Origin of the sequence: Bacillus sp. EKM208B (genome assembly GCF_011800725.1) — a bacterium.
GTDB lineage: Bacteria > Bacillota > Bacilli > Bacillales > Bacillaceae > Bacillus > Bacillus velezensis.
The window spans coordinates 104,936-130,613 of the sequence record NZ_JAANHO010000001.1 but is presented as its reverse complement, the minus strand read 5'-3'; the positions used below and the strand labels follow the sequence as shown (position 1 = coordinate 130,613).

23 protein-coding genes and 1 riboswitch are annotated in these 25,678 nt (G+C 42.0%); of the genes, 6 read left to right on the top strand and 17 right to left on the bottom strand.

The window, feature by feature from the left end; all coding sequences use genetic code 11:
• Nucleotides 1–77 precede the first annotated feature (77 nt).
• Nucleotides 78–641, top strand: coding sequence for an alkyl hydroperoxide reductase subunit C (gene ahpC / locus G9F75_RS00665; protein WP_004393188.1), 564 nt, complete (start codon nt 78–80; stop codon nt 639–641).
• Nucleotides 642–654: 13 nt separating this feature from the next.
• The gene (ahpF, locus tag G9F75_RS00660) at nt 655–2,184 is read left to right on the top strand and encodes an alkyl hydroperoxide reductase subunit F (RefSeq protein WP_021494656.1); all 1,530 of its coding nucleotides are present in this window, start codon (nt 655–657) and stop codon (nt 2,182–2,184) included.
• A gap of 42 nt (nt 2,185–2,226) precedes the next feature.
• On the opposite strand, the gene G9F75_RS00655 is transcribed toward ahpF, so the two are convergent.
• A complete protein-coding gene (locus G9F75_RS00655; RefSeq protein WP_065180360.1) occupies nt 2,227–3,459 on the bottom strand; it encodes a Fic family protein in 1,233 nt (410 codons plus the stop codon).
• 140 nt (nt 3,460–3,599) lie between these two features.
• A complete protein-coding gene (locus tag G9F75_RS00650) occupies nt 3,600–4,946 on the bottom strand; it encodes an amino acid permease (protein WP_063636563.1) in 1,347 nt (448 codons plus the stop codon).
• A 145-nt stretch (nt 4,947–5,091) separates the two neighbouring features.
• Nucleotides 5,092–5,172, bottom strand: a riboswitch (glycine riboswitch).
• A 298-nt stretch (nt 5,173–5,470) separates the two neighbouring features.
• On the opposite strand from G9F75_RS00650, the gene fbp reads away from it, so the two are divergent.
• Nucleotides 5,471–7,396, top strand: coding sequence for a fructose-1,6-bisphosphatase (fbp, locus tag G9F75_RS00645; protein WP_014419314.1), 1,926 nt, complete (start codon nt 5,471–5,473; stop codon nt 7,394–7,396).
• A gap of 53 nt (nt 7,397–7,449) precedes the next feature.
• Here fbp and G9F75_RS00640 read toward each other — a convergent pair whose 3' ends face one another.
• The 6 genes from G9F75_RS00640 to G9F75_RS00615 all read right to left on the bottom strand — a co-directional run bounded on the left by G9F75_RS00640 (nt 7,450) and on the right by G9F75_RS00615 (nt 13,791).
• On the bottom strand, nt 7,450–7,914 hold the full coding sequence (locus G9F75_RS00640) for a (2Fe-2S)-binding protein (RefSeq protein ID WP_101287693.1): 465 nt from the start codon (nt 7,912–7,914) through the stop codon (nt 7,450–7,452).
• Complete coding sequence (locus G9F75_RS00635) at nt 7,907–8,749, bottom strand: FAD binding domain-containing protein (RefSeq protein WP_065180362.1); 843 nt, start codon at nt 8,747–8,749, stop codon at nt 7,907–7,909. The genes G9F75_RS00640 and G9F75_RS00635 overlap by 8 nt, the downstream gene beginning before the upstream one ends.
• Nucleotides 8,736–11,066 carry a xanthine dehydrogenase family protein molybdopterin-binding subunit gene (locus G9F75_RS00630; RefSeq protein WP_167408866.1) on the bottom strand — a complete coding sequence of 777 codons (2,331 nt, stop codon included), beginning with the start codon at nt 11,064–11,066 and terminating at the stop codon, nt 8,736–8,738. Before G9F75_RS00630 ends, G9F75_RS00635 begins: the two co-directional genes overlap by 14 nt.
• A gap of 5 nt (nt 11,067–11,071) precedes the next feature.
• The gene (locus tag G9F75_RS00625) at nt 11,072–11,692 is read right to left on the bottom strand and encodes an NTP transferase domain-containing protein (RefSeq protein WP_167408865.1); all 621 of its coding nucleotides are present in this window, start codon (nt 11,690–11,692) and stop codon (nt 11,072–11,074) included.
• Nucleotides 11,689–12,705 (bottom strand): XdhC family protein, encoded by a 1,017-nt coding sequence (locus G9F75_RS00620; RefSeq protein ID WP_022554021.1) that lies wholly within the window; start codon nt 12,703–12,705, stop codon nt 11,689–11,691. Before G9F75_RS00620 ends, G9F75_RS00625 begins: the two co-directional genes overlap by 4 nt.
• A gap of 69 nt (nt 12,706–12,774) precedes the next feature.
• Nucleotides 12,775–13,791 (bottom strand): FUSC family protein, encoded by a 1,017-nt coding sequence (locus G9F75_RS00615; protein ID WP_022554022.1) that lies wholly within the window; start codon nt 13,789–13,791, stop codon nt 12,775–12,777.
• A gap of 313 nt (nt 13,792–14,104) precedes the next feature.
• On the opposite strand from G9F75_RS00615, the gene G9F75_RS00610 reads away from it, so the two are divergent.
• Together G9F75_RS00610 and G9F75_RS00605 are read left to right on the top strand one after the other, a co-directional pair.
• Nucleotides 14,105–14,659 carry a hypothetical protein gene (locus tag G9F75_RS00610; protein WP_064108051.1) on the top strand — a complete coding sequence of 185 codons (555 nt, stop codon included), beginning with the start codon at nt 14,105–14,107 and terminating at the stop codon, nt 14,657–14,659.
• Between the two features lie 58 nt (nt 14,660–14,717).
• Nucleotides 14,718–14,879, top strand: coding sequence for a hypothetical protein (locus tag G9F75_RS00605; protein ID WP_004393168.1), 162 nt, complete (start codon nt 14,718–14,720; stop codon nt 14,877–14,879).
• Nucleotides 14,880–15,298: 419 nt separating this feature from the next.
• Here the strand turns inward: G9F75_RS00605 and G9F75_RS19995 are convergent, their stop codons facing one another.
• The 8 genes from G9F75_RS19995 to G9F75_RS00560 all read right to left on the bottom strand — a co-directional run bounded on the left by G9F75_RS19995 (nt 15,299) and on the right by G9F75_RS00560 (nt 23,988).
• Nucleotides 15,299–18,391, bottom strand: coding sequence for an AAA domain-containing protein (locus G9F75_RS19995; RefSeq protein ID WP_021494649.1), 3,093 nt, complete (start codon nt 18,389–18,391; stop codon nt 15,299–15,301).
• Between the two features lie 340 nt (nt 18,392–18,731).
• The gene (locus tag G9F75_RS00590) at nt 18,732–19,835 is read right to left on the bottom strand and encodes a DUF262 domain-containing protein (RefSeq protein ID WP_014419324.1); all 1,104 of its coding nucleotides are present in this window, start codon (nt 19,833–19,835) and stop codon (nt 18,732–18,734) included.
• 9 nt (nt 19,836–19,844) lie between these two features.
• A complete protein-coding gene (locus tag G9F75_RS00585; protein ID WP_014722065.1) occupies nt 19,845–20,624 on the bottom strand; it encodes an FRG domain-containing protein in 780 nt (259 codons plus the stop codon).
• A gap of 96 nt (nt 20,625–20,720) precedes the next feature.
• A complete protein-coding gene (gene rlmH / locus G9F75_RS00580; RefSeq protein ID WP_014419326.1) occupies nt 20,721–21,200 on the bottom strand; it encodes a 23S rRNA (pseudouridine(1915)-N(3))-methyltransferase RlmH in 480 nt (159 codons plus the stop codon).
• A gap of 80 nt (nt 21,201–21,280) precedes the next feature.
• Nucleotides 21,281–21,451: a CxxH/CxxC protein gene (locus G9F75_RS00575; RefSeq protein WP_004393147.1), complete on the bottom strand. Its 171-nt coding sequence runs from the start codon at nt 21,449–21,451 to the stop codon at nt 21,281–21,283.
• A 153-nt stretch (nt 21,452–21,604) separates the two neighbouring features.
• Nucleotides 21,605–21,775 (bottom strand): hypothetical protein, encoded by a 171-nt coding sequence (locus tag G9F75_RS00570; protein WP_021494648.1) that lies wholly within the window; start codon nt 21,773–21,775, stop codon nt 21,605–21,607.
• A gap of 289 nt (nt 21,776–22,064) precedes the next feature.
• Nucleotides 22,065–23,228, bottom strand: a complete 1,164-nt coding sequence (locus G9F75_RS00565; protein ID WP_128497027.1) for a hypothetical protein — start codon at nt 23,226–23,228, stop codon at nt 22,065–22,067.
• A 10-nt stretch (nt 23,229–23,238) separates the two neighbouring features.
• Nucleotides 23,239–23,988 carry a YiiX/YebB-like N1pC/P60 family cysteine hydrolase gene (locus tag G9F75_RS00560; protein ID WP_072176818.1) on the bottom strand — a complete coding sequence of 250 codons (750 nt, stop codon included), beginning with the start codon at nt 23,986–23,988 and terminating at the stop codon, nt 23,239–23,241.
• 183 nt (nt 23,989–24,171) lie between these two features.
• Here G9F75_RS00560 and G9F75_RS00555 point away from each other — a divergent pair, with 183 nt between their 5' ends.
• A complete protein-coding gene (locus G9F75_RS00555) occupies nt 24,172–25,152 on the top strand; it encodes an aldo/keto reductase (RefSeq protein ID WP_088056358.1) in 981 nt (326 codons plus the stop codon).
• Nucleotides 25,153–25,181: 29 nt separating this feature from the next.
• Here the strand turns inward: G9F75_RS00555 and G9F75_RS00550 are convergent, their stop codons facing one another.
• On the bottom strand, nt 25,182–25,655 hold the full coding sequence (locus tag G9F75_RS00550; protein ID WP_167408864.1) for a GNAT family N-acetyltransferase: 474 nt from the start codon (nt 25,653–25,655) through the stop codon (nt 25,182–25,184).
• Between the last annotated feature and the right edge of the window lie 23 nt (nt 25,656–25,678).

Below are 25,678 nucleotides of genomic sequence, written 5' to 3'. Positions count from 1 at the left end.
AGAATTATTATTGAAAGATAAAGTGAATGCTTTGTCTTTTTAATATATTTCAAATCACATTTCAGGAGGAAGATATTATGTCTTTAATCGGAAAAGAAGTACTGCCATTCGAAGCAAAAGCTTTCAAAAACGGTGAATTCATCGATGTAACAAACGAAGATTTGAAAGGTCAATGGAGCGTTTTCTGCTTCTACCCAGCGGATTTCTCTTTCGTTTGCCCGACTGAACTTGAAGATCTTCAAGGACAATACGCTGCACTGAAAGAATTAGGTGTTGAAGTATACTCTGTTTCTACAGATACTCACTTCGTACACAAAGGCTGGCATGACAGCTCTGAAAAAATCGGCAAAATCACTTACGCAATGATCGGTGACCCATCTCAAACGATCTCCCGCAACTTCGACGTTCTTGACGAAGAAACTGGTCTTGCTGACCGCGGAACATTCATCATCGATCCTGATGGCGTCATCCAAACAGTTGAAATCAATGCAGGCGGTATCGGCCGTGACGCAAGCAACCTTGTAAACAAAGTAAAAGCAGCTCAATACGTTCGTCAAAACCCAGGTGAAGTCTGCCCGGCTAAATGGGAAGAAGGCGGCGAAACACTTACACCTAGCCTTGATTTGGTAGGTAAAATCTAAGGAGTGCATTCCATTGGTACTTGATGCAAATATCAAAGCACAATTAAATCAATACATGCAGCTAATTGAGAACGACATTGTTCTCAAAGTAAGCGCCGGTGACGATGACACTTCTAAGGACATGCTGGCTCTCGTTGACGAGCTGGCTTCCATGTCATCTAAAATTTCAGTTGAAAAAACTGAATTAAACAGAACACCGAGCTTCAGCGTTAATCGTACCGGAGAAGACACAGGCGTTACATTCGCCGGTGTTCCTCTCGGCCACGAATTTACATCTTTAGTGCTGGCATTGCTTCAAGTCAGCGGCAGAGCGCCTAAGGCTGATCAAAAGGTCATTGACCAGATTAAGAACATCAGCGGAGAATACCGCTTTGAGTCTTATATCAGCCTGACGTGCCACAACTGCCCTGATGTCGTCCAAGCATTAAACATGATGAGCGTGCTCAACCCGAATATCACACATACAATGATTGACGGCGCGGCATTCAAAGAAGAAGTAGAAAGCAAAAACATTATGGCTGTTCCGACTGTTTTCTTAAACGGTGAATCTTTCGGAAGCGGCCGTATGACCATCGAAGAGATTCTCGCGAAAATGGGCAGCGGCGCAGATGCGTCTGAGTTTGCCGACAAAGACCCGTTTGACGTTCTTGTTGTCGGCGGCGGACCTGCCGGCGCAAGCGCGGCGATCTACACGGCGCGTAAAGGCATCCGCACCGGTGTCGTCGCTGAACGCTTCGGCGGCCAGGTACTCGACACCATGAGCATCGAGAACTTCATCAGCGTCAAAGCGACTGAAGGACCGAAGCTCGCCGCAAGCCTTGAAGAGCACGTGAAAGATTATGATATTGACGTCATGAACCTTCAGCGCGCGAAACGCCTTGAGAAAAAAGACCTCTTCGAACTTGAACTTGAAAACGGCGCTGTACTGAAAAGTAAAACAGTGATCCTTTCAACAGGTGCCCGCTGGCGCAATGTCAACGTACCTGGTGAGCAAGAGTTCAAAAACAAAGGTGTTGCATACTGCCCGCACTGTGACGGACCATTGTTTGAAGGCAAAGACGTAGCGGTTATCGGCGGCGGAAACTCCGGAATCGAAGCGGCGATTGACCTTGCAGGTATCGTCAATCACGTGACTGTGCTGGAATTCGCGCCTGAACTGAAAGCAGACGAAGTCCTGCAAAAACGTCTTTACAGCCTGCCAAACGTCACTGTGCACAAAAATGCACAAACGAAAGAAATCACAGGCGATCAAAACGTAAACGGCATTACGTTCGTTGACCGTGAAACAGGCGAAGAAAAACACGTTGAACTTCAAGGTGTATTCGTCCAAATCGGTCTCGTGCCTAATACAGAATGGTTAGACGAAACTGTCGAACGCAACCGCATCGGCGAAATCATCGTCGATAAGAGCGGCGCGACAAGCGTTCCCGGCCTATTTGCCGCAGGGGACTGCACAGACGGCCCGTACAACCAAATCATTATCTCCATGGGATCAGGTGCAACTGCCGCTTTAGGCGCATTTGATTATTTGATCCGGAATTAATGTGAAAGCCGCCATTCATATGGCGGCTTTTTTAAATATGAATTAAGAAGGCAGTATCTCCTCTAAACAATCCTCCCTGATTTTATAAGATTTTGGCCTTCTGCTTACCAGCTCAACAAATCCTTGCTGTTCTAAATAATCCATTACTCTGTTAATTTTATGTCTCGATTTATTTGAGAGCTCCATTAAGTCTTGCACCGACAGCGTAACCTGATCATTTACAAATACATTAATCGTGATAATGATATTAAAAATATCACGTTCATCTTTATAATCAGCCCATTGATCGCTATCAATATAGTTCCTAATTCGTTTCAGTTTCATTAAATTAAATTCAAGATCCTCAATAATCCCTTTTTGTCCTGACAGAAGCAATTCCAGCATATCCATTAAATAAAAAGTCAGCTCTCCCCGGTTTAAAGGTGCGGGAATTTCCTCTAATGCCTTATAATACTTATCTTTGTTCTTATTAACTGCGTAAGAAAAAGTGATGGCTGAATATTTTTCTAAGTATCGGGACAAATAACTCCCAACGATAAGGCGTCCTGTTCTTCCATTGCCGTCATAAAAAGGGTGAATGTATTCATAGTAGTAATGAGCTGTCATGTAACGATACAGCTGGGGATGTGTTTCATCATGAAGATAAGCAATTAAAGCCTCAAGCGCTTCTGTTATCTTCTGTTCAGAATTAACGCCGATATGGGTGGTCATGTTCCCATCGTTCACTTCAACATAGCCTTTTCTGAATAGCTCACCATCCGGCGCATCTTCTGCTCCGATTTCATCTGCGACCAGCTCGTCATATAATTCCCTAAAGTCATGAATGCTTGTAAACGACGGAATTCGGTCTATAAATTGATATGTTTTCATCAATCCGACAAACCGCTTATGTGAGGGCTCGGATTGTTCTAACGCTTTAAGAGCCTCTTTCAATTCTTTTTTTGTACTGCGGATTCCTTCAATTTCATTATTACTCTGTGCTTCATTAATAATTAATTTATCAAAATAAGGTTTGACGGCAAATTCGGGGAGCTGACTGATAAGGGATGAAATTTTGGAACTGTTTAACAACACTTCATTATTCAGCTTCATGAGTTTATGTGTATTCACATAGAATAACTCAAATGAATCGCCCGTGGGTCGGCCTTTTCGGAACCCCCGTATGTTTAATGATGTTGAATAACTGCCATAGCTGCTTGTTCTCTTTTTACATTCTTTCTCATATGAATCAGCATCCATTTTATAAAAAAGCTTAGATAACTTCTCATACTTCATATTACCACCTCGCTTAATTTAAAATTATACACTTTTTTAAAATTATACAATCATTATAGCCTGATTTCTAACAAATATTCCCGCTTTCCAATCAAAACAAAAAACGGCGTACTGCATGGCAGTACACCGTCTGAAGCAATTCAATCTGTCTTTCTCCCTCTCGCCCGATAGATAAGAAATAATCCAATAAACCACAGCGGCGTCAGCAGCAAAGCCGGGCGCGTTGCATCCGCAAACAGCATAATCACCAGAATAACGGCAAACAGCGCCAGCACGGCGTAATTGATAAACGGCGCAAACGGCGCCTTGAAAGACGAGCTTGCATGTAAGTCCGGACGGGTTTTCCTGTATCTGATATGACAGACAAGAATCACGCCCCACACCCAAATGAAACAAATCGCGCTGATGGTTGTCACGATGCCAAAGGCCGCTTCCGGTATCAATTTGCTTAAAAGAGCGCCGGCTGACAGCACAATAACCGATATCCATAATGCGCGGCTCGGCACATGATTTTTATTCAGCTTCGCAAAACTTGCAGGCGCCTGTTTCGTTTTGCTTAAGTTATACAAAATCCGGCTTGTTGAAAACATCCCGCTGTTACAAGCAGAAGCGGCAGACGTTAATACGACAAAATTAATGATTCCCGCGGCTAACGGGATACCGACCAGACTGAAGGTCTTCACAAAAGGACTTTCCGCCGCATTCAACTGCATCCACGGGTTAATACATAAAAGAATGAGCAATGCCCCGACGTAGAAAAATAAAATCCGCAATGGAATTTTATTGATAGCGGACGGAATATTTTTTTTCGGATTTGACGTTTCCGCCGCCGACACACCCACTAATTCCACACCGACATAGGCGAAGATCACCATCTGGAACGAAAGCAAAAAGCCTGAAAATCCGTTCGGAAACAAGCCGCCGTGCTCCCACAGATTCGCCGCTGAAACCGTTCCGGTATGCGTTTTGAACCCAATCACCAGCAGAACTACACCGATGACAATTAACGCGAGAATCGTGACTACCTTAATTAAGGCGAACCAAAACTCCAATTCTCCAAAAATCTTAACCGTTAACAAATTAAGCCCTAATAAAATGAGCAAACAGATAAGTGCAGGAACCCACTGCGGAATATCAAACCAATATTTCACATACACACCGACGGCGATCACATCCGCCATAGCCGTCATAATCCAGCAAAACCAATAGGTCCAGCCGGTGACAAACGCTGCACGCGGCCCTAAATACGCTTCGGCAATATCCGTTAATGATTGGTAGCCCGCTTTAGATAACAGCAGTTCTCCCAGCGCCCGCATGACGAAAAAAAGCGCAATACCTACAATAAAATACGCAAAGATGATAGAAGGACCCGCCAGCTGAATCGCCTTACCGGACCCTAAAAACAATCCGGTGCCGATCGTGCCGCCAATGGCGATCAGCTGCACGTGCCGATTCGATAAGTCCCTCTTTAGCTCTCGCTGCTCCACATCTGACTCCTCCTTACCTCTCTAGTGAACGACGAGCAAAAAAAGCCAATAAAAAAAGAGATTGGATGCCCTCCAATCTCATGGTCATAAGAATATCAAATTATATTTGCGCCGCTGACAATCAACAGCATGACAAATACATATTCGGTACTCTTCTGTCCTTTTGCCTGAGATTGTGAACCCTTCGGCGCCGCGGAAAACCCGCGGTCTCTCCAGAAGCCGCTCCTGCTGTAGTGCGACCCACAGCAATCATAGCCTGCTACGTATTGAGTTTCTGATAGAAATACCTATCAGCTAACTTTTTATTCTAATGGAAGTTGAATTCATTGTCAATAGGGGGATGAGCTCACGGCGTTATCCCGGTCCAATTTTCGATGCCTGAAGCGCCGTATTTTCCGTTTTCATTGTCTCAAAAAGGTGTTATGCGGTACTATCATATAAGGTCTAATAATGTAAACATTATGTCATACTTTAAATTCACCTTATCATACAATTGCTCGTAAATAAAAAGGGGATGGACGAGATTGGAAACGAAATATTTAGATCTGCTCGCACAAAAATACGATTGTGAAGAAAAAGTGGTCACGGAAATCATTAATCTGAAAGCGATACTGAACCTGCCGAAAGGAACCGAGCATTTCGTCAGTGATCTGCACGGGGAGTATCAGGCATTCCAGCACGTGCTGCGGAACGGTTCAGGAAGGGTAAAAGAGAAGATCCGCGATATTTTCAGCGGTGTCATTTACGATAGAGAAATTGATGAGCTGGCGGCTTTGGTCTATTATCCTGAGGACAAACTGAAACTGATCAAACATGACTTTGATACGAAAGAGGCATTAAACGAGTGGTATAAAGAAACGATTCATCGGATGATTAAGCTCGTTTCTTATTGTTCTTCCAAGTACACCCGCTCCAAATTGCGCAAAGCACTGCCCGCCCAATTTGCTTATATTTCCGAAGAGCTGCTGTACAAAACAGAACAAGCCGCCAACAAGGAACAATACTATTCCGAAATCATAGAACAGATCATTGCGCTCGGCCAGGCCGATAAGCTGATCACCGGCCTTGCCTACAGCACGCAGCGATTGGTGGTCGACCATCTGCATGTTGTCGGCGATATTTATGACCGCGGACCGCAGCCGGATAAAATCATGGAAGAACTGATCAACTATCATTCAGTGGATATTCAATGGGGGAATCATGATGTTCTCTGGATAGGCGCTTATTCCGGCTCAAAAGTATGCCTGGCAAACATTATCCGCATCTGTGCCCGCTATGACAATCTGGATATTATTGAAGACGTTTACGGCATCAATCTGAGACCGCTATTGAACCTTGCCGAAAAATATTACGATGATAACCCGTCTTTCCGCCCGAAAGCGGACGAAAACAGACCGGAAGATGAGATTAAACAAATCACAAAAATTCATCAGGCGATCGCGATGATCCAATTCAAGCTTGAGAGCCCGATTATTAAGAGACGGCCGAACTTTAATATGGAGGAACGTCTGTTACTGGAAAAGATTGATTATGACCGCAATGAAATCACGCTGAACGGAAAAACATATCAGCTGGAAAACACCTGCTTTGCGACGGTGAATCCTAAACAGCCTGACGAGCTGTTAGAAGAAGAAGCGGAAGTCATGGACAAGCTGCTGTTCTCTGTTCAGAACTCCGAAAAGCTGGGCCGCCATATGAATTTTATGATGAAAAAAGGCAGCCTTTATTTAAAATATAACGGCAACCTGCTGATTCACGGCTGTATTCCCGTCGATGAAAACGGCAGCATGGAAACGATGATGATAGAGGATAAAGCTTATGCGGGCCGTGAGCTGCTCGATGTATTTGAACGGTTCTTACGAGAAGCCTTCGCCCATCCGGAAGAAACCGATGATCTGGCGACAGATATGACTTGGTACTTATGGACAGGCGAATACTCTTCCCTCTTCGGAAAACGCGCCATGACAACCTTTGAGCGATACTTCATTAAAGAGAAGGAAACGCATAAAGAAAAGAAAAATCCGTATTACTATTTGCGTGAAGACGAAGCAGCCTGCCGAAACATCCTGAAGGAATTCGGCCTCAACCCGGATCACGGCCATATCATCAACGGCCATACACCGGTAAAAGAAATCGAAGGCGAAGATCCGATCAAGGCAAACGGAAAAATGATCGTCATCGACGGCGGCTTCTCCAAAGCCTACCAATCCACAACAGGCATCGCCGGCTACACACTCTTATACAACTCTTACGGCATGCAGCTCGTCGCCCATAAACACTTTAACTCTAAGGCCGAAGTGCTGAGCACCGGAACCGACGTCTTAACAGTGAAACGATTAGTCGACAAAGAGCTGGAGCGGAAGAAAGTGAAAGAAACAAACGTCGGTGAAGAACTGATGAAAGAAGTGGCGATTTTGGAGAAACTGCGGGAGTATCGGTATATGAAGTGAAGAATATGGAGTTCAGAGATGATTCTCTGAGCTCTTTTTTTTACGGTTACGGACTAATGAGTCCCTTTCCCTGTACGTAAAACGGATTTAACCGCTTCTTCAATCTCCCTATAACCCGTACATCTGCAAATATTGGACTCCAGCCAATTTTTTATCGTGTCATCACTTGCATTCGGCTCAGTATTCACTAAAGCATGACAATTCATGAGAAACCCCGGTGTGCAATAACCGCATTGAAACGCGAATTTTTCAATAAAGGCCTTTTGAATCGGCGTATTGATCAGTCCTTCAATTGTCGTAATGTCCTTTCCTTCCCCTTCTGCCGCAAGCATTAAACAAGATTTCATCGGCACCCCGTCCATTAATACCGTACAGGCGCCGCAATCCCCATTTAAGCAGCCCGGCTTTGCACCAGTTAATCCGAGACGAAGACGAAGAGCAAATAACAAAGTATCAGCCGGTCTGACCGTAATCTGTCTTTCCTCGCCATTTACTTTCAACGTAATAGGATCAGACATTTGGACCTCCTTCTAATTCCCATAAGGCATCTAAAATTGTATGTTGCAAGACAAATATTCGGTATTCACTTGAGCCTTCTGCATCATCAAGAACAGGTTTGGGTACATATTGTAAAGACCTGCGTACTCTTTCTTCTGCTGATCGGCTTTTATCGTTAAGCACAGCCTCCATTTCAGCAGAACGAAACGGAAATGGACATACGCCGCTGAAGGCCATTCTGATCTCATCATCTTTTTTCAGCGCACAGACTGTCACCAATGGATACCCGACATTCCACTGCTGTCTTCTTTTGATACTGACAAATGGCAGGTCAACGTACGCTCGATCGACAACGACATGAAATAAAAAATCTCCTTTTTGCAATTGTATTTCCCTATTAAATACTTTATTTATAGGATGGTAATGAATCCCCGCTCTCCCTGCAATCCCTATCAAACTATCAGAAATCAACAACGGAAGCACGGCCTCACGGTAATAGATGCCCCCGCAAATGTTTCCGCCCAGGCTGATTTTATTTCGAGTCGTCCGATCCGCTATTTCACTTACCGTTTTACTTAATAGCGGAAATGGATTTTCTTCCTCCAGTTTCGTTAATGACACGCCTGCTCCGATCACCAGATCATTTTCATAAAAGCGGATCGCGTGAAATCCCGGAAGCGCGTTCATATCTATCACCGCATCCGTATAGACGATATTCAGCCTTCCTAACGTGATAATTTCCGTGCCGCCGGAATAATACATTGGTGTTTTCTTTTCGGCCGCAAGCGAGTGAAACAGGCGGGTTGTTTCTTGAATGGTCTTCGGTTTAAAATAGTCAAAATCAAACGGTATCATCTTTCCACCCCTCTTGCGTCCTCCATAATTGTTCGGGAATGAGAGGAAGTTGATTCAATTGGACACCTAAAGCGGCGGACAGGCAATTTCCCAATGCTGCCGGCATCCCCAACAGTCCGTGTTCCCCGCCGCCGCGCGCCCCATAAGGCGCAATCACATGCGGGGTTTCAACAAATTCAATGATATATTCAGGCTGCTCTCCATAGTGAAGGGGGCGGTATGTTCTAAGCTGAGGATTTAATACTCTTCCATATGAATCAAATAAAAAGGTCTCTCTTCCTCCAAATGCAATTCCCATACTCATCGCCCCCATCACTTGGCCCCTTGCCGCTTTTTCATTCAGTACAGTTCCCATATCCACAACAGAATAGGCTTTAGTAATTCTGTACGTATAATCCCGTTTATCCAACTCAACTTCAATTCCCTGAGCACCGACAGCCCACTCGGGTCCCGGCTTTCCTCTTCCCGTTTCCCGGTCTAAATTCGTCATCCGGGTTAATGTGTAATTGCCGCTCGCAATGATTTGGCCGCCAATGGTATTTCCATTTGGAAACGTATATCCGTAAGCAATGTCTTTTATTTCAACATGTACAGAAGGATGATCTATAAAATAAACCTTTCCGTCGGCCACTTCCAATTCCTCGACAGGAACCCGCAACACACATGATGCCACGTCCTTAAGCTTTCGAATGGCTTCCTCCGCTGCATTCAGTACGGCATTTCCGGCCATTAACGTCCCTCTGCTCCCCACGGTTTTCCAATGCTCGGGTGTTGTTTGTGTATCTATAAGCATTTTTACATGAATTTTGCTTATATCCATTTTCATTCGTTCCGCCAGGATTTGGGCTAGCACTGTTTTTGTCCCTGTTCCAATTTCTACTACCCCTGACATCAAATTAATGCTTCCATCGGGATTAAAGGTTAAAAGAACCCCGGACGTTGCATTTGTATCAAATGTTGAAGTTTTCCAAATGCAGCTGATTCCCTTCGCCCGTATCTTCCGGCCGTCGATTTCAATTCGCTGTCCCTCGTCCCAATTCATTAATTCCTTCAATCTTTCAATGCATTTCGGCACATTTCCGACCGTGCTTGAATTGAGAAGAACTTGAGTAGGTGTAGTGTCACCGGGACGAATGGCATTTTTATAGCGGAGTTCTAACGGGTCCATGTTCAGCTTTTCCGCCAATACATCCATCGTCCGCTCAAAGGCAAATAACACTTCAGCATGGCTGTAGCCCCTGAATGCACTTGGATATGGATGATTCGTATACATACAATATGAATCACACCGTATATGGTCGATAGCGTACGGACCCGTACAATCAACCACTGCAGCCCGGCTGATGTCCACTCCTTTATCAGAATACGCTCCGCCATCAAATAAAAGCTGAATGTCTGCCGCCTTTAAGATTCCATCCTTTGCAGCCCCTAATTTAACAATGGCATCCAATCCTATATGAACGGGAGATGTGATCATATCCTCTTCTCTCGTATTAAATAATTTGACGGGTCGGCCTCCAACCGCTTTTGATGCCAAATAGGCAATCACCTCTAACTGAACGGCTGCTTTTCCCCCGTACGCTCCTCCTACTAAAGGCGTTTTGACGATAACCTTTCCGGGTTCGATTCCAAAATACCACTGCATTAATTTTTTAATGGCAAAAGGAGCTTGAGAAGATGTGGTAATGATAATCTCCTCATCCGCGCGAATTTCAGCAATCGAGCATCTTGTCTCCATCGCAGCGTGATCAGAAGGGTTAAAGGAAATCTGGAATTCTGCTGTCACATCACTTTCCCTAAACCCGTCTTCAATATTTCCTTTTCTAACCTTATCCAGGTTTGCGATATTTGTCTTCGGAACCGGGAATACACCTTTTGTCTTCTCATAGCGGTCCGCATGTTCATGGACGAGTGGCGCATCCTTTTGAAAGGCCTCACGGGGGGAATTGACGACGGGAAGAGGTTTATAAGATACTTTGATGGCATCCGCTGCCTTTTTAGCTGTAATCGGATTTTCCGCAACAACAACAGCAACCGGCTCACCATGGTATCTGACCCTTTTATAAGCAATCGGCGATCTGTCTTTAATTTCCTCACCTGCAAGCGGAAAAGGTTCATCACCCAATATCGCTCTCACTCCGGGAATCTTCCAAGCTTCTGAAAAGTCCATAGACACAATATCGGCATGCGCATATGGACTGGTCAGCATTTTTGCGTGTAACGTCCCTGTTTCTTGAAAATCATCCGTATATTTCGCTTTACCCGTCACTTTTTCAAGGGCTTCTTTCCGAATGACACTCTTCCCGATATACTCCAACTCATTCACTCCCCGAATTTATTCAGCAGCAGCGTATAATCTTCAGCTGTATCGACGTCATAAAAAAGCAAAGGGTCTTGAAAGCTGATCATTTTTCCCGTCTTGATCATACTTTCACGGATCACATGCCGGGCGCCCTGATCTCCCTTTAACTGATGCAATACCGGGAAACATTGATTGGAGAATAAAATGGGGGGCATAGGAAGATGTTGATTTTCAGCGGCGATAAATGAATAACGGCTCTCCTTGTGATAGGAATCAATTAACGTATTGATAATATCTGCGGTGACAAACGGCTGATCTGCAAGGAGAATGATAACGGCGTCAGCCTCATACTCTGCCGCTTTTTGTAAACCGCATTGTATAGAATGGCCTTGGCCCTTACCCGCTTTCTCACATTCTGCCTGGCTCCACTTATTTGATATGGGATCTAAAAAGAAAAAATCCGAAAGCCAATGCAGTGAATCTCCCTTTCTCGTTATAACGAAAATATGATCTAATTCAGATAACAAGGCATTTTTAAGAGCTATACTTCCCAGAGAGACGCCATTGAGAAATAAACTTCGCTTATCCGTCCCCATGCGTCTGCTTGTACCGGCTGCCAGGTAAATGGCTGCTGTTTTCATAAAGCAGACCTTTGCTTTCGCATTTTTTTAATCATCTCGCCGACAATGCTTACAGCAATTTCCTCAGGCCCTTGTGCCCCGATAGGAAGCCCAATAGGGGAATGAATATCTTCCGGAATCTCAGCCCCGCCTAAAAGCCGCTCCGTGCGCCTTCTGGGACCTAAAACGCCTTTATAAAACACATTCTTGTTTTTTAATGTATGTAAAATGATCTGATCTTTTTGAAAGCTGTGCGTCATAATGACAACAAAATCCCTTTTTGTCATGCTCAGGCCTTCCATGACTTCTTCCGGTGCTCCCGTTATCAAATGGCCGGCTTCAGGAAAATGTCCGTGATGACATAAAGCGGGGCGCCAGTCAATCACCGTCACATGAAAACCCGTACCGGCTGCCAACGAAACTAACGGCCTCGCATCTTCTCCTGCTCCGAAGACATATAGACAAGGCTTTGGCACCATCTGATGGATAAAAAATAAATCAGATGTATGTTCATCCCTTTTGATTCCCTTTTCTATCTGTCTCAGTTTTTGAATACGGCTTTGTTCCATAACATCCCCGGTTCCAAACACGCTGCCGTCTTCAGCTATATACAGATCTTCCTTCGGCTCTAACGTTTCAGTGAATCGTTTCACTCGGGTCACAGACTTTTTTTCATCTAAGCATGTCTTGACTGTCATCAGATTTCGTTCCAATTCCCCTTTTACAGGCTCAAGCAAAACCGTCAAAACACCATTACAGCCAATGCCCTGTCCCCAGGATAAATCGTCCTCCGCGCTCATATCAAAGCGGACAATCAACGGCTGTCCTGCAGCCCAGACCTGTTCCGACCGTTCAACGAGATCTTCTTCCAGACAACCGGCGGATAAGATTCCGACTCTTGTTTTATCCCCTAAAATCAGCATCGAAGCCCCTTCTTTCTTATAAGCGGACCCCTCTGTTTTAATGATGGTAGCCAGTACCTTAGCGTTTTTAGAATTGGCGATGACATCCAAAATCCGGTGTATATCATCCATTTCATGTCCCCCGCTTTTACCTGATCATATCTGCATCTGTATATCCGTATTCTTTATTTCCAGAAAACATTACAAACGCTTCAGCAATTTCTTCGTTTCTAAAAAAAAAGAGTCTTTATAGACCTTATGACCGGGCGGCGGGTGCGACAGCATGTCGGAGCGGAGAGATTCCAATAACATGTCTTGTTCCTTCTGTTTCCAGTTGTCTGTTTCACCCTGCTGTATGCCTTTAAAGCCCGCAAAGTATTCACTTAACACTTGTAAATCATTCCCCAGCTCCCTTTTGTCACTTGAAGATAAAGCTCCTTCTTTTTCCCATTCTTTTAACGTTTTCACTATATTTGATAGATACTCAAATCCGGCGCTCAACTTTTGCATCTCTATTTGATAGCTTGAAATGATGTTTTTATGTTTTTTTCTGACGGGGTTGAATTTTAAGCTGTCAGAGGCTGTTTGCAGCATCTCTTTTGCCGTATGCAGCTCCTGCAGAAGATGGTTCATTTTATATTCCATAAGGTTCCCTTTTCCTTGTCCCCACTCTGATTGAACCCATTTGGAGAGGTCTGAAAGTGTGCCGGAAAGCTGACGAGCCAATGTTTGAAAAGAGTCCGCTGCCTTTTTTGTGTAGTCCGGCGGAAAAAGGAACATGTGAACCAGAATGGCGCTGATGACGCCGATCACCGTATCGATGATTCGGTCGAATGCATAATCTTTAGAGTTCCGTTCAAACGTAAAGACCAACAAAATGGTGAGCGCTGCCTGATGTAAAACCGTTACATCTATTCGTAACCACTTCGCAATGTAAGTACCGCCTAACAGGAACAGCCCCAGCATCCAGCCATTCATTGGCAAGTGACTGACAAGATAGGACGTTAGCATGATCCCAATCGCAGTTCCCGCAATACGATGAAAAGAAAAGCGAATCGACTGATCTATCGTTGGCTGCAAACATAAGATAACAGATAGAGGCGCTAAATAGGGATGATCAGAGCCCGCCAGTTTTGCCGCTTCCCAAGAAACCGCAGATGCAATCGCCATCTTCCAAACCAAAGATGTTTTGTTTTGAATTTTTTCACTTTTCATCATACGCCCCCTCCTTTCAGAAACCTTTTCCACTAGGTTTCCGTGACGGAAAGGGATTTATACTGTCGTGTGGAAAATGCGAAAAGAAGCTGTTGTTTGCAATAAAGGTGCTTCTCTGGGCTCTTCTGGTTTCTTCCCTCCTTGATAACTTCGCATCAGATATGAACCCTACTCTCCTATGACTTTCGAAGGGAAACATACAAACCTTGTTGGTTAATGTGATGAAATTGGGTGAATTTTTTATCATTTTATATGGTAAGGGTTTAAGATGCAGAATGCCTTTGTTAGTATGGCAACCAAAGGAGGAGGATCAATTATGCAAAGCAAAATGAAGCTAACCGCAGTGAAACTGGCAGCCTTGGTATTCCTAGTAGGTGCCTTTGCCCTCCCGGTTTTACCCCATGCTGCGGCTGCCGCAGCATCCCAAGCTACATACAAAGTTGAGAACCTCAACGACAGTGAGCTGAAGATGACGTTCAATCATGCAGATGTTCATATTGACGCTAAAGGCAATGCAACCCTAAAAGACAACATAACGGGCGAGGAGCAGGCTCTTCCGAAAAGCTCTACTGACAAAAATGGTGACCCCGTTACACTGAAATATGAAAAAATCAAAAATGGCATTTTAGTCAAAGTCGTAAACAAAGACGCTGGAAAAACGAGCGGTTCAATCAGCACCCAATCAGTCGGGAAATGTATTTTAGGTACTGGCGGTGGTGCGGTAACTGGCGGCGGCACACTGGGTCTCGCAGGAGCTGCTGTAGGAACAGTTACAATACCCGGCATCGGAACAGTAGGAGCGGGTGCCGTTGGAGCAATTACCGGCGCTGTTGGCGGTGCAATGACAGGAGCTGCCGCATCTTGCTTTTAACCATGAAGAAAAAGGGGCCCGCGCCCCTTTCTTTTACTAACTATGGAAGGTGGTCGACATGTACAAAATCATCATTCCTTCAATACTAGCCATCTTCATTCTCTGGATTCTCTTACAAATTTCGCTGGAGATAAGCATCGTTAAGAATCCATTGAATTATTTTATCGTATTCATTGTCTTCTTTCTCTTTATTAAGATGGTGAAAGAGAAGCAACAGTAGGTTGCTTCTTTTACCATGTGTAGAAAATAAATCCATATCTTAATGAATTGTATAAGCAGAAAACAGGCTATTATTCTCTATTGTACCTTGAGAGCAGGTAAAGGAAGCTTAGGTTTTGAACATTATGTTTGAGCGGAAGTTTAGTTTAAGCGAGAAAATAATCTTAAAATGAATCTTAAACAGCAATACAGTAATAATCGGATTCACGATTATTAAAAGTGTATGTTTACCTTTATGATTTAAAGCGGTTCAACAATAGAGTTTATTATATTCTTGGTTAGTATTAGAAATGATATTTCCATTTCATTTTAATTTGGCAGATGACTAGAATACTTTTCTCCGAACTTTTCTATATCACTATAAAAAGGGTATTTTAAGGACTTTAGGCCAGTTACATTCCACGGGAATACTAACGCTGATTACCTGTTATAGTCTTCAATAATCGAAATCGTTTTATTTGCCACTTCACTCCCAAGTGAGGCATACAATTTCTTATCGCCAATAACATAAAATTCTTCTTTAGCTCGTGTAGCTGCAACATTCATCATATTTGGATCAGAAACAGCCCATCTTGCTGCCCCACTGCTATTAGTGTCCGCTCCAAGAACAAAATAGACAATTTTTGCTTCTTTTCCTTGAAAAGTATGGACAGTTCCGATGTTTGTTTTTTTCCCATTTTCGCGTTTCGTAAAGTTAATTTCATCTAAAACTTGTGCAAGTTTATAAGCCACATTTCTAAATGGAGATATAACATAGATTTCTTCCGCTAAGTCTGGATTTTCCTGCAAACGCTTATCAATCAGACTTTTCAGTAAGTCAGCTTGTTCTTTAACAAATTTGTCATTTGCTTTTCCGGTTGAATCATACCATTGTGATTTTCCTTGTGACTCATCTTCTGATTTACCTTGTACCATCAACCCATCATACGAGATTTCATTTGAAATCGTAAACATCGGATAGTTTGAACGTCTGTGCACCCAAAGTGGTATGCCAATCCATTCATCCTCATTTTTTTGGAAACCATACTGACTTGCAGCATCCACAATCGTTTGAGTAGAAGCATCAGCAGAGACAAACTTTTCATCAACTTTATAATACCTTCCAATCAATGTCAGGACATTTGAATCTAACGTCAACACTGGTTTTATTTGTGATGGATCCCCAACCACCATAACCTTTTTACTTCTAAAAATTGCGCCAACACTTGCCTGCGGTAGTGCTTGGCCTGCCTCATCTATGAATAGGTTACCTATTGAATTTTCATTAAGGTTTTTAAACATCCTGCCAAAACTAGCAAAAGTAGTACTGACAACAGGGATAGCAAAATTCAACCATTGCCATGATTCTGAAATTAACTGATGTCCATTCTCTTTTCCAATGTATTCGGACTGTTTATTCCAAATAATTCTTGCCGCTCTCAAATTCTTTCTGTTTTCATACAGGAATTGCTTTCTAACCTTTAAGGCTGAAATGAATAATTCTGATTGTAAAATACGAAAGCGCTTGGTAAACCATGGATTAGACTTTTGAAGTTCATCATATGATAGTGAGAAATCTAGTTCTTCTATTCCACTTTGAAATTTGAGTTTTTCTAATAACGCAATTTCTTGTTCCAATTTCTGCAAATCATTTTGTTGAGTAGTCATCCATTGTTCGAAATCAGCTTTTGTGTCCTGAATTTGTTGCCGAGTATATTCAATTTTAACGGAATTTACCTTTAGTTCATTTTCGAATTTCATGCGCTCATTCAACAATATAGTCTTTTGTTGAGAAAGATGATTTAAATGAGCATTCGTATTATTGAGATTTTTGAAATACTGCTCAACTTTTGATTTATTAAATATTTTCTGGAACCATAAAAAACTTGGCTTTTGTGAAGTAACTACATCATAATTCCGTTCAGCTTGAGCTTGTAAATCATTCAAATTTTTGATTTCAATGGAACAATCCGATAACTTTTTTTGGAGATTTACGCTTTCTTGTCTCAGCCTTTCAAGTTCACGCTGCGCTTCTTCCTCCTGTGAAATCAAATTTGCTCGTTTCTCTGTTACTTCTTGTTCAAAAGCAATGGTTTGCTCCTTATGCTTGGTTTTAAATTTTTGAAGAGAATACATTTTCTTGCTATATTCCTGAATTTTTTCTCTTTCAGTTTTTAATTCATCATAGAGACACGCGAATTCTTGATATACACTTACATCTGTATTCGCTTGATAATTTTCTTCTAAATCTTTTTCAATTACTTCAATGGTTAAAAGTAACTTGTTAATGTTTGTTGACGCTCCGCCTTCCAACGAAAATGTACCCCAATTATCCTCATTTAAAAGCTCACTTTTTATCTTGCGATTCTTTCCGAAACCTTCACCAGTTAATTTAGAATTAGAAACATCTTTAAAATAATTTGCTTCCTCTAGTTGCTTTTGAAAATCGTCAGCAATCTTTTCTTTCTTTGGTAACTCCTTAACAATATTTTGGACTGCCCCATTGTTTGAACTTGCTACAATAATATTCTTATCTGAAATGGAATCCGGTAAAACACCAAGTTTGGCACTCTGCCAATAAACTAGACTACCTTGAATATTTTTATCAGACAGCTGTAAAATTTCCGCTGCCTGTTGCACTACTAAATCAGCGAAAATATCTTTTAACAGTGTTGTTTTCCCTGTTCCTGGCGGTCCATTGACACTACGAATATCATTTTCATCATTTAAAGCAAGATTTACCGCAACCTGTTGCATGAATGAAAGCGCAAACTTAGGATTACTGGGGAAACGTCCCAACGGATAAAATTTAGGTTGCAAAATCATCTCGAAAACATGTGAATTAAAATGAGTTGATTCTTTTTTACCATCTAAATTTTTTCTGTATCCAGAAAAGCCATTAAAATATCTATCCAAATTTTTATTAGTGATTGTCTTTGCCTTGTTCAGATCTCCAATAAAAAACGAATGTAGATTCACATCTCCATTATCCAAGTTTTTCATAAATGCATAGCGGAAATTTTCTGTAGTAACATTATAATTTTGTAAGAGTTCAGAAAATGCGGTATTAAAATCCTCATCAAATTTTCTGTTCAAGTCTTCTCTAAATGAGTTTTCAACTTTTAAAATATCTTTCGGTAAATCGCCATGTCGGCGGATATAACCGCTCATCGTATAGAACAATTTGTCTGCTATGAAATTTAATTGGTTATCAAAATATAAAGAGAAGGTAAATTTGTCAGAGTTACTAACTTCTTCGCAGGTCTTGGCGATCTTATATTTCTCCCTCAATATGTCAACAATCTCTTGAAAATTGAATATATCAAAATATAATACTAAGCCCGACTTCTTAAAGAACTTATCTGATACATTTTGCTGTTCTTTTTGTTTAGTTAAAAAGTCTAAAAAAAACTTATTCCAGTCCTTCTCCACTGTATATAAAGGCTTTAGAGCTTTATCTTTTTTATTAATAGAACCTTCTGATAGTTGTTCTATCGTAATCCAAGCATTTAAAATGTCTTTCCTTCCGTTCATACTATCCCCCATCATCATCCATATATAGAAAACTTGAATTATAAGTTGCATTTGTGTATTTAAATAATCGAGAGTTTCTCATAGACAAAATTAGATTTACTAGAAGCTTTTTAACAAATGATAATGTTTGGATTTAATGAGGCTGAACTAGTTCATCAACTTTATATCAATATTTTACATTTTTAATATTTTCACAACATTCTTTATCCAAGAAAAAATTTACTATGATAAAGAAAATGTTTCTTAGCTTAATTTGTATCAAAAGGCTCGACTTAAATTTGTTTTTCTTTTATCAATTGTAAAACCTCACTCACTTATGATAAGGCTCACCACAATGTATCTAAATGAGGTTAATTTCAGAAAACTTTTCAAATAGTTTATTTGAAGTTTCTATTAATAATTCTGGTCTTGTACTAGAACCTTTATAATTATTCTCCAGATAAGAATCCTTCATAACATTTGATATTACTTTGAGAATAATTTCTGTGTTCACTGTACTAGTTAAATCAACGTCTATTTCAATTAATTTTCTCAAGAAATCTGTAATAATCATTAAAATAGGTATTTGCACTTTGTAATTCCTACTCTCAACGCCATAAATTTCCTTTGAAAAAGGATATTTAATACCATAATCGCAATATATTTTTTCAAAGAAATCATTTACTTTATCTAGTAAAAGTGAAAGTTTCTCAATTTGAATTTCTTGATTTATAGTTATAGTATTTTTTTTCATAAACTCTTCTGCATACTCTGGGGATGTTTCATATTTACTTTCTAGTCCAACTTCTAGTATGTAAAGCATGGTTTGAATATTTTCGTGAGCAGTTTTATCTGAAAACCTTTTCTTAGTCATATTATATATGTTTTTAAAAGGTGAAACTGACTTATAATAGGTTTCTATCTGTTGATTTAACCAATCATTAACCTCACTTCTATAAACCGCATGTCTTATTTCTTGTCTACTTAAAGGATGTGAACCAGTATTATATCTTTTGAAGATTTCCATTTCTAATTCCGGGTTGTTCTGTACATGAATATTTTCAAATGTTAAACTACATTGATGTAAAATTGAAGCTTGTATATCTGTAGGTAACTCTAAAAATTTCTTAAAATTTAATTCATTTATTTTTTCTAAATCCTTTAAAGCGAACTCATTTTTAACAAACCTATAAATGGCTCTCAATCTATGTTGTCCATCTATAACATTAGATATATAAGGAATTTTAGTTGTGTCTGAAGATAAATATATTATAGGTATAGGAATTCCTAACAATAATGACTCAATTAACAGACTTTCATCTGAAACAGTGAATTTATATTCCCTTTGATATTCAGGGTCTAACTTTATTCCTCCAGTCCCATCCATTCCTTTATCTATTTCATTAACAACATCATAAATTGTTTTAGTACTTGGAGTAGAATCAACTTTCCATTTACTTTCCATAATATCCTCCTATTGTTTATATTCGAAAACAATATCATCTGCAATACTAGATAATTCTGGGTAAATACTTGATTTACTAATACCTAAACTAAACAGTTCTTTCTTAATTTCGTGTATATAATCATAATGAATATTAATTTTGTAAAGAAATTCACTAGCTCCCTCATAATCTTCTAACGGTAGTGCATTCGATGGAAATAAAGTAAAAATACCTTTCTGTGCTTCAATACGGGAGTTGTTTACTGGTCCACTAATAGCCAAAGGATAAATTGCTTCATCAAGTCTTATTCCAACCCTATAATTTGTTTGTAAACAATTATTTAGAGTTGAATCATTTTCCATAAGATTTGGTACATCAACTCTATTCCCTAAATAACCAACTTTACTATTTAAATCAATAGGATTTAAAGACCATATAACTGGATAATTCTCAACAGTATATTCGTCTAGTGATTTTTCAACCGCGAAATATAAAGAAACTAACGGATTGGATGTCCAGTCTAATAGCCTAGTAGGTAGTCCGTAATGTTGTGCTATAAATAACCATTCAAATTCATCAGTAGGAACATTATTTAAAAAAGGAATCGCTTTTGATTTAAATTTGGTTTGAAAATTTTTATCACAATTTGTACCATACACATCAATTCCACTTTCATTCTTCCTTAAAAGTGAAGGAAGCAATTGATGTTTATTTGAACCTTGTCCTCTAAAAAAAGAAAAACCTCTAGATGATAAATTTTTTATTTCTTCTATGTATTGAGAAACACTACTTACAAAAACTTCTTCCACTACCAAAACCTCCAATAGACTAGTATGTCTATTATAGCAAAAATAGTCCGACTAAAAGCTTAGGCAGACTATTTTCTATAAAAATTAAAACCTCATTTACTTATGATAAGGCTCCCCACGATTAATCCGAAATGCCCGATAAACCTGCTCCATTAAAATCAGCCGCATGAGCTGATGAGGAAATGTCATCTTCGAGAATGACAGTTTGTCGTCTGCCCGTTTCATGACAGCGTCGCTTAGGCCGAGTGAGCCGCCGATGATGAAGGTGATTTTGCTTTTTCCATATGTCGCCAGCTTATCTATTGTATCGGCCAGTTCTTCGGATGTTTTCATTTTTCCTTCGATGGCGAGGGCGATGACGTGGGTGTCCGGGCTGATTTTGGCCAGGATGCGTTCGCCTTCTTTGTCTTTGACAATTTTCATGTCTTGGTCGCTCAGGTTTTCCGGTGCTTTTTCGTCCGGGAGTTCGATGATGTCGATTTTTGCGTAGGCTGAGAGTCGTTTTTTGTATTCTTCAATGCCTTGCTTGAGGTATTTTTCTTTTAGTTTTCCGATTGTCACAATATTGATATTCACAGGTCATCCCCACTTTAGAAACAAGTTATTCATATATATTGTCCACAATTGTGGATATCTTTTCTGTATTTTGTGTAGGATCATTCGTTCCCTACTAGATATGTTGCAGTGTCCCCACATAATTCACAGGCTGTGGATAAACTGTTAGTATGTTCGATTTTTCTGATTTCGGGTGGAAGCTCATGATCATCTATGTACATGTCCAGCACGGTTTCGATATGTTCTTCACAAGAATAATAAGCGGTTTTCATTGTTACATCCTCCGATTTTCTTTTGCACGCGGCAATTGTTCTCTTTTCAATATAACCTATTTATACACATGTTAGTAGTGCTTCGGGCTGAGTTTTATCCACAATTCGGCAAATCACGCGCAAAAAGAGCCGGTGTTTTCATCATCCGGCTCTTTACGTGTTTTCTCTTTTTTCTAAGCGAAGGACGAACAGAATTCCTAATAGACACGCCAGCAGCGTATAGCATACATCAATCCAGTCCGGCTTTCCGCCGTTTAAAAAAGAGTTGGTTATTACGGAAACCAGGAGAATGGTTACGGTCACCGCGGCAAGCTTTTTCTTCATCGGCTCCCTCCTAAATTCCTCTATCTCTATGTTCGGTGGGCTTTTCTCTTGTTATATAGCCTTATCATGAGGGTCACAACGATATATACAATCATAATCAATGCCCCGTTACTCACATCAGGGTATCCAATCAACATATTCATTATGACAAAAACAATGGTTAAACAAATGACAGACAACAATAAGAAGATACTGAATGATTTCAAATGAACACCTTCTTTCCCGCAGTAACGTTTCATTATAAAAAGCTTACCAAAAGCGGCAAGCTCTTCCGAAATGTTCATACTCTTCAAAACCCATCCATCACCTGCACATCATACAGCTTGAGATGGCTTTTCGGCGTGACGATGTTTTTTAAGTTTGGGATGGTTCGGTCGTTCAGTTTTTTGCCCGTTTTCAGGTCGAAAGATTCGATTTTGGCGGGCTTTTTGTAGCTGTACGTGAACAGATACAGCTTTCCGTTTTGATGGGTCAGCTCCTTGAAGTCGGCTTTCATTCGGGATGCGGGGAGGGCGAAGGCTTTTTTGCTTTTTCCGGTCTTAGGGTTGATGCGGTAGACGGTTCCGAAGCCGTCAACGAAATAGAAGCTGCGCCGCTCCATGAAAAAGCTTTTTTTGAAGCTGAACGGCATGGAGTCATAGATCGTCTGCTCGTCATTTTTATAAGCGGCGATGTCATACGTTTTGATGGCGCCGCTGTTTTTCATGACTTTCACCATTTGGTAGATGTGATCGGCTTTTTCCCCTCTGGTGACAAAGCAGACGGCGCTGTCGTCCGCGGCGAGCTGGGATTCGACAGACGTGCCTTCTTTGTACGTCCATGTCGCGATTGATTTTGTATGGAGCTTTTCTTTAGCGGCCTGAATGTCTTGGATGTGATACCCTTTTTCGTCATCTGTCGGCGTGAGCGCGAAAAGATGATCTTTAAAAAAGCCTGAAGCGCGGATATAGTGCGGGATGACGTCTTGCTTCCACTTGCCGTCAATCTGGCGGTACAGCTCTGAGCGGTAGCTGCCGCCGCTCTTGTCGTAGCCCGAATTATACAGCGTGTAAAAGCCTTTCGCCCGTTCGATATATCCCGCGCTGTCTCCCGTATGCTGGTACGCTCTTTTATACGTGTGAAGGCCGCCCTGAACGGTGTAGATTCCTTTTTTGTCCTCCAGCAGCACGCTGCCGTCATGCACTTTGGCCGATCCGAGCTCAAGCCCCTTCATGTGATAAGAAGAAAGCCGTCCTTTTTCATCGGCGAAGAGGGCGTAGCTTTTTCCGCCGCCGAACGTGTCTTGGTCAGCCGCAGTGGAGAAATACAGCAGCGTCTCTTTATCTTTCAGAAAATCAGGGTCATTTAATGTGTCTCTCGCAACCTCCGCAGGATCTTCCGTGCGGAAATAGAAGAAGCATAAGACCGCTGCGGCGGCGATGATTACTAAGGGTATCCAGATGATTTTTTTCACGTTGTTCTCCTTAGTGAATGGTCAGAATCGTGGTTGTGTAGGACGAGCTTGTGATGTCGCGCGGATATACGCCTAAGCCGCCGTTAGAGTCGATATCAATCCCGGCTTTTAAAAGGAATGCCGACCACAGCAGTTTTGAGCAGTTTTTGGCGCCTTCATGGCCCGTATTTCTGTTATTGACGAAGTTGAAGGAGTATTCATCCCCCACTCTTGATACGGCCCAGTCAGCGGCGGCTTGTTTTTGGGCATCAGTGACTTTCACCGTCTGGACGATTGAATTGTCTTCGACTTCCCTGCCGTTATAAGCAATCTGGCGGACGCCGTCTCCCGGCACGGATTCAACAATTTTATCAGCGGATGAATACATGCCGACATGCCCGTGGTTGTAATAAGCCGTGTATGAGTTCGTGTAATAAATATTGCCTTTCGTGCTTTTCGGAAGTTTTTTTGTGCCTGATGATCCGCCCATTGCAGAGAGCCCTTCTTTGGAAACGATTACATTTCCTTGCACCTTGTCTGCTGTGATTTCTTGATGAAACTGCTTGAGAATTGCTTCTGTTGAAACGTGCTTCTGTTTGGCAAGCTCTTTGGCGGATTGGAGAACGTCTTGAGGAGTCGTGCCCTGCTGAAGGTCTGCGATTTCTTTTGCGTAGCGGGCTGCTTCTGTTTCTTTCGCTTTTACATTCATACCGGAGAATGACAGAACCATGGTGAATGACAGGGCAAACGGGAGGACGGCTTTGAACAGCTTTTTACACATCATGACTTCGCCTCTTTTCTTCGAGTATAATTTTTCCACATTTGTATTATATGACGGAATTGCGATAAAAAAATATACAATTTACAGATTTTTAAAAATTTTATAACAATATGTAAATCTTATGCATAAAACATTTTCAAATATCAGGAAATCCGGTTATCATACAAGAAAGGGGGAGGACATATGAAGGACAGAACGATCGGTTCGATGCGGGTTTCCGCAATGGGGTTAGGGTGCATGGGCATGTCGGAATACTATGGCAGCCAGAGTGAGGAAGATTCGATTTCCACACTGCATCATGCCGTTCATCTCGGCGTGAATTTGTTTGATACGGCTGATCAATATGGATTGGGTGCGAATGAAGAACTTGTCGGCAGAGCGCTCGCCCCATTCAGAAAGGAGCTGTGCCTCGCGACGAAATTCGGTTATGTCCGAAGCGCAAAGGGTGAGTTTATCGAAATTAACGGACGGCCCGATTATGTGAAAAAAGCGTGTGACGCCAGTCTGAAACGCCTCGGGACGGATTATATCGACCTTTACTATCTGCACCGGGTTGATCCGCGGGTGCCGATTGAAGAAACTGTCGGCGCCATGAAGGAGCTGATAGACGAAGGAAAGGTGAGGTTTATCGGATTGTCAGAGGCTTCCGCAGAAACGATCAGGCGCGCCGTCCGCATTCATCCGATTGCCGCGCTTCAATCGGAATATTCTTTATGGAGCAGGGAAGCGGAGGAGCATGTGCTGCCCGCCTGCCGTGAGCTCGGCATCTCATTTGTGCCTTACAGTCCGCTCGGCAGAGGTTTTCTTTCCGGAAAGATGACGTCGACCGAGCAGCTGGATGCCGATGATTACAGAAGAAGAACGCCGAGATTCCAGGGAGACAATTTGGCGGTGAATATAGGGCTCGTCCAAAAACTTACCGCCATTGCCCGGGAAATGAATATCACTGCTCCTCAGCTTGCGCTCGCATGGGTTCTCGCAAACGGCGATGACCTCATTCCGATTCCGGGTACAAAAAAGAAACACTACTTGGAAGAGAACCTCGCCGCTCTCGACATGGGGCTTCCCGAGGATGTGAAGGCGCAGTTGGATGAGATGTTTCCGATCGGCACGGCGGCCGGCGAGCGTTATCCGAAACACATGATGACATTGTTAGATGAATAACAAAAGAGGCCCAGCATGCGGGCCCCTTTTCATGACAGCTTTTTGCTCATGATGACATCCGTCTCCAGAAATCCCGTCTTCTCATACAGCTTCCGAGCCGTTTCGTTATGAGCGAACACATGGAGAGAAATCTTGCGGACACCCAGGTCTTTGGCTTTGTCCTCCAGCCTTGCGAGTGCCTCTTTTGCATAGCCTTTGCCGCGGAAAGGCGGATGAAGGCCGAAATCATAAATAAATGCGTCCTGCTGCGGGTGTTCCGGATCGGCGTGCAGCCACAGCCAGCCGGCATTTTCCTTTCCGTCCAATGTCAGCGTCCATAAATAGTGATCGGCCGTCTCCAAGCCGTCAGGAAGCAGGTCTTCAAACGCCAGCTCCGCTAATTCCGGCGCTTCGTCAGGCAGCCATGTTCCCGCTTTTACCTTTTCTTCAGCGTAATGCTTGGTTGAATGGGCGAGATAGGACTGAAATTCTTGTCCTGTCATCGGCTGCAGCGTGATAGCCATTGAATCACTCCTTACACGAAAGC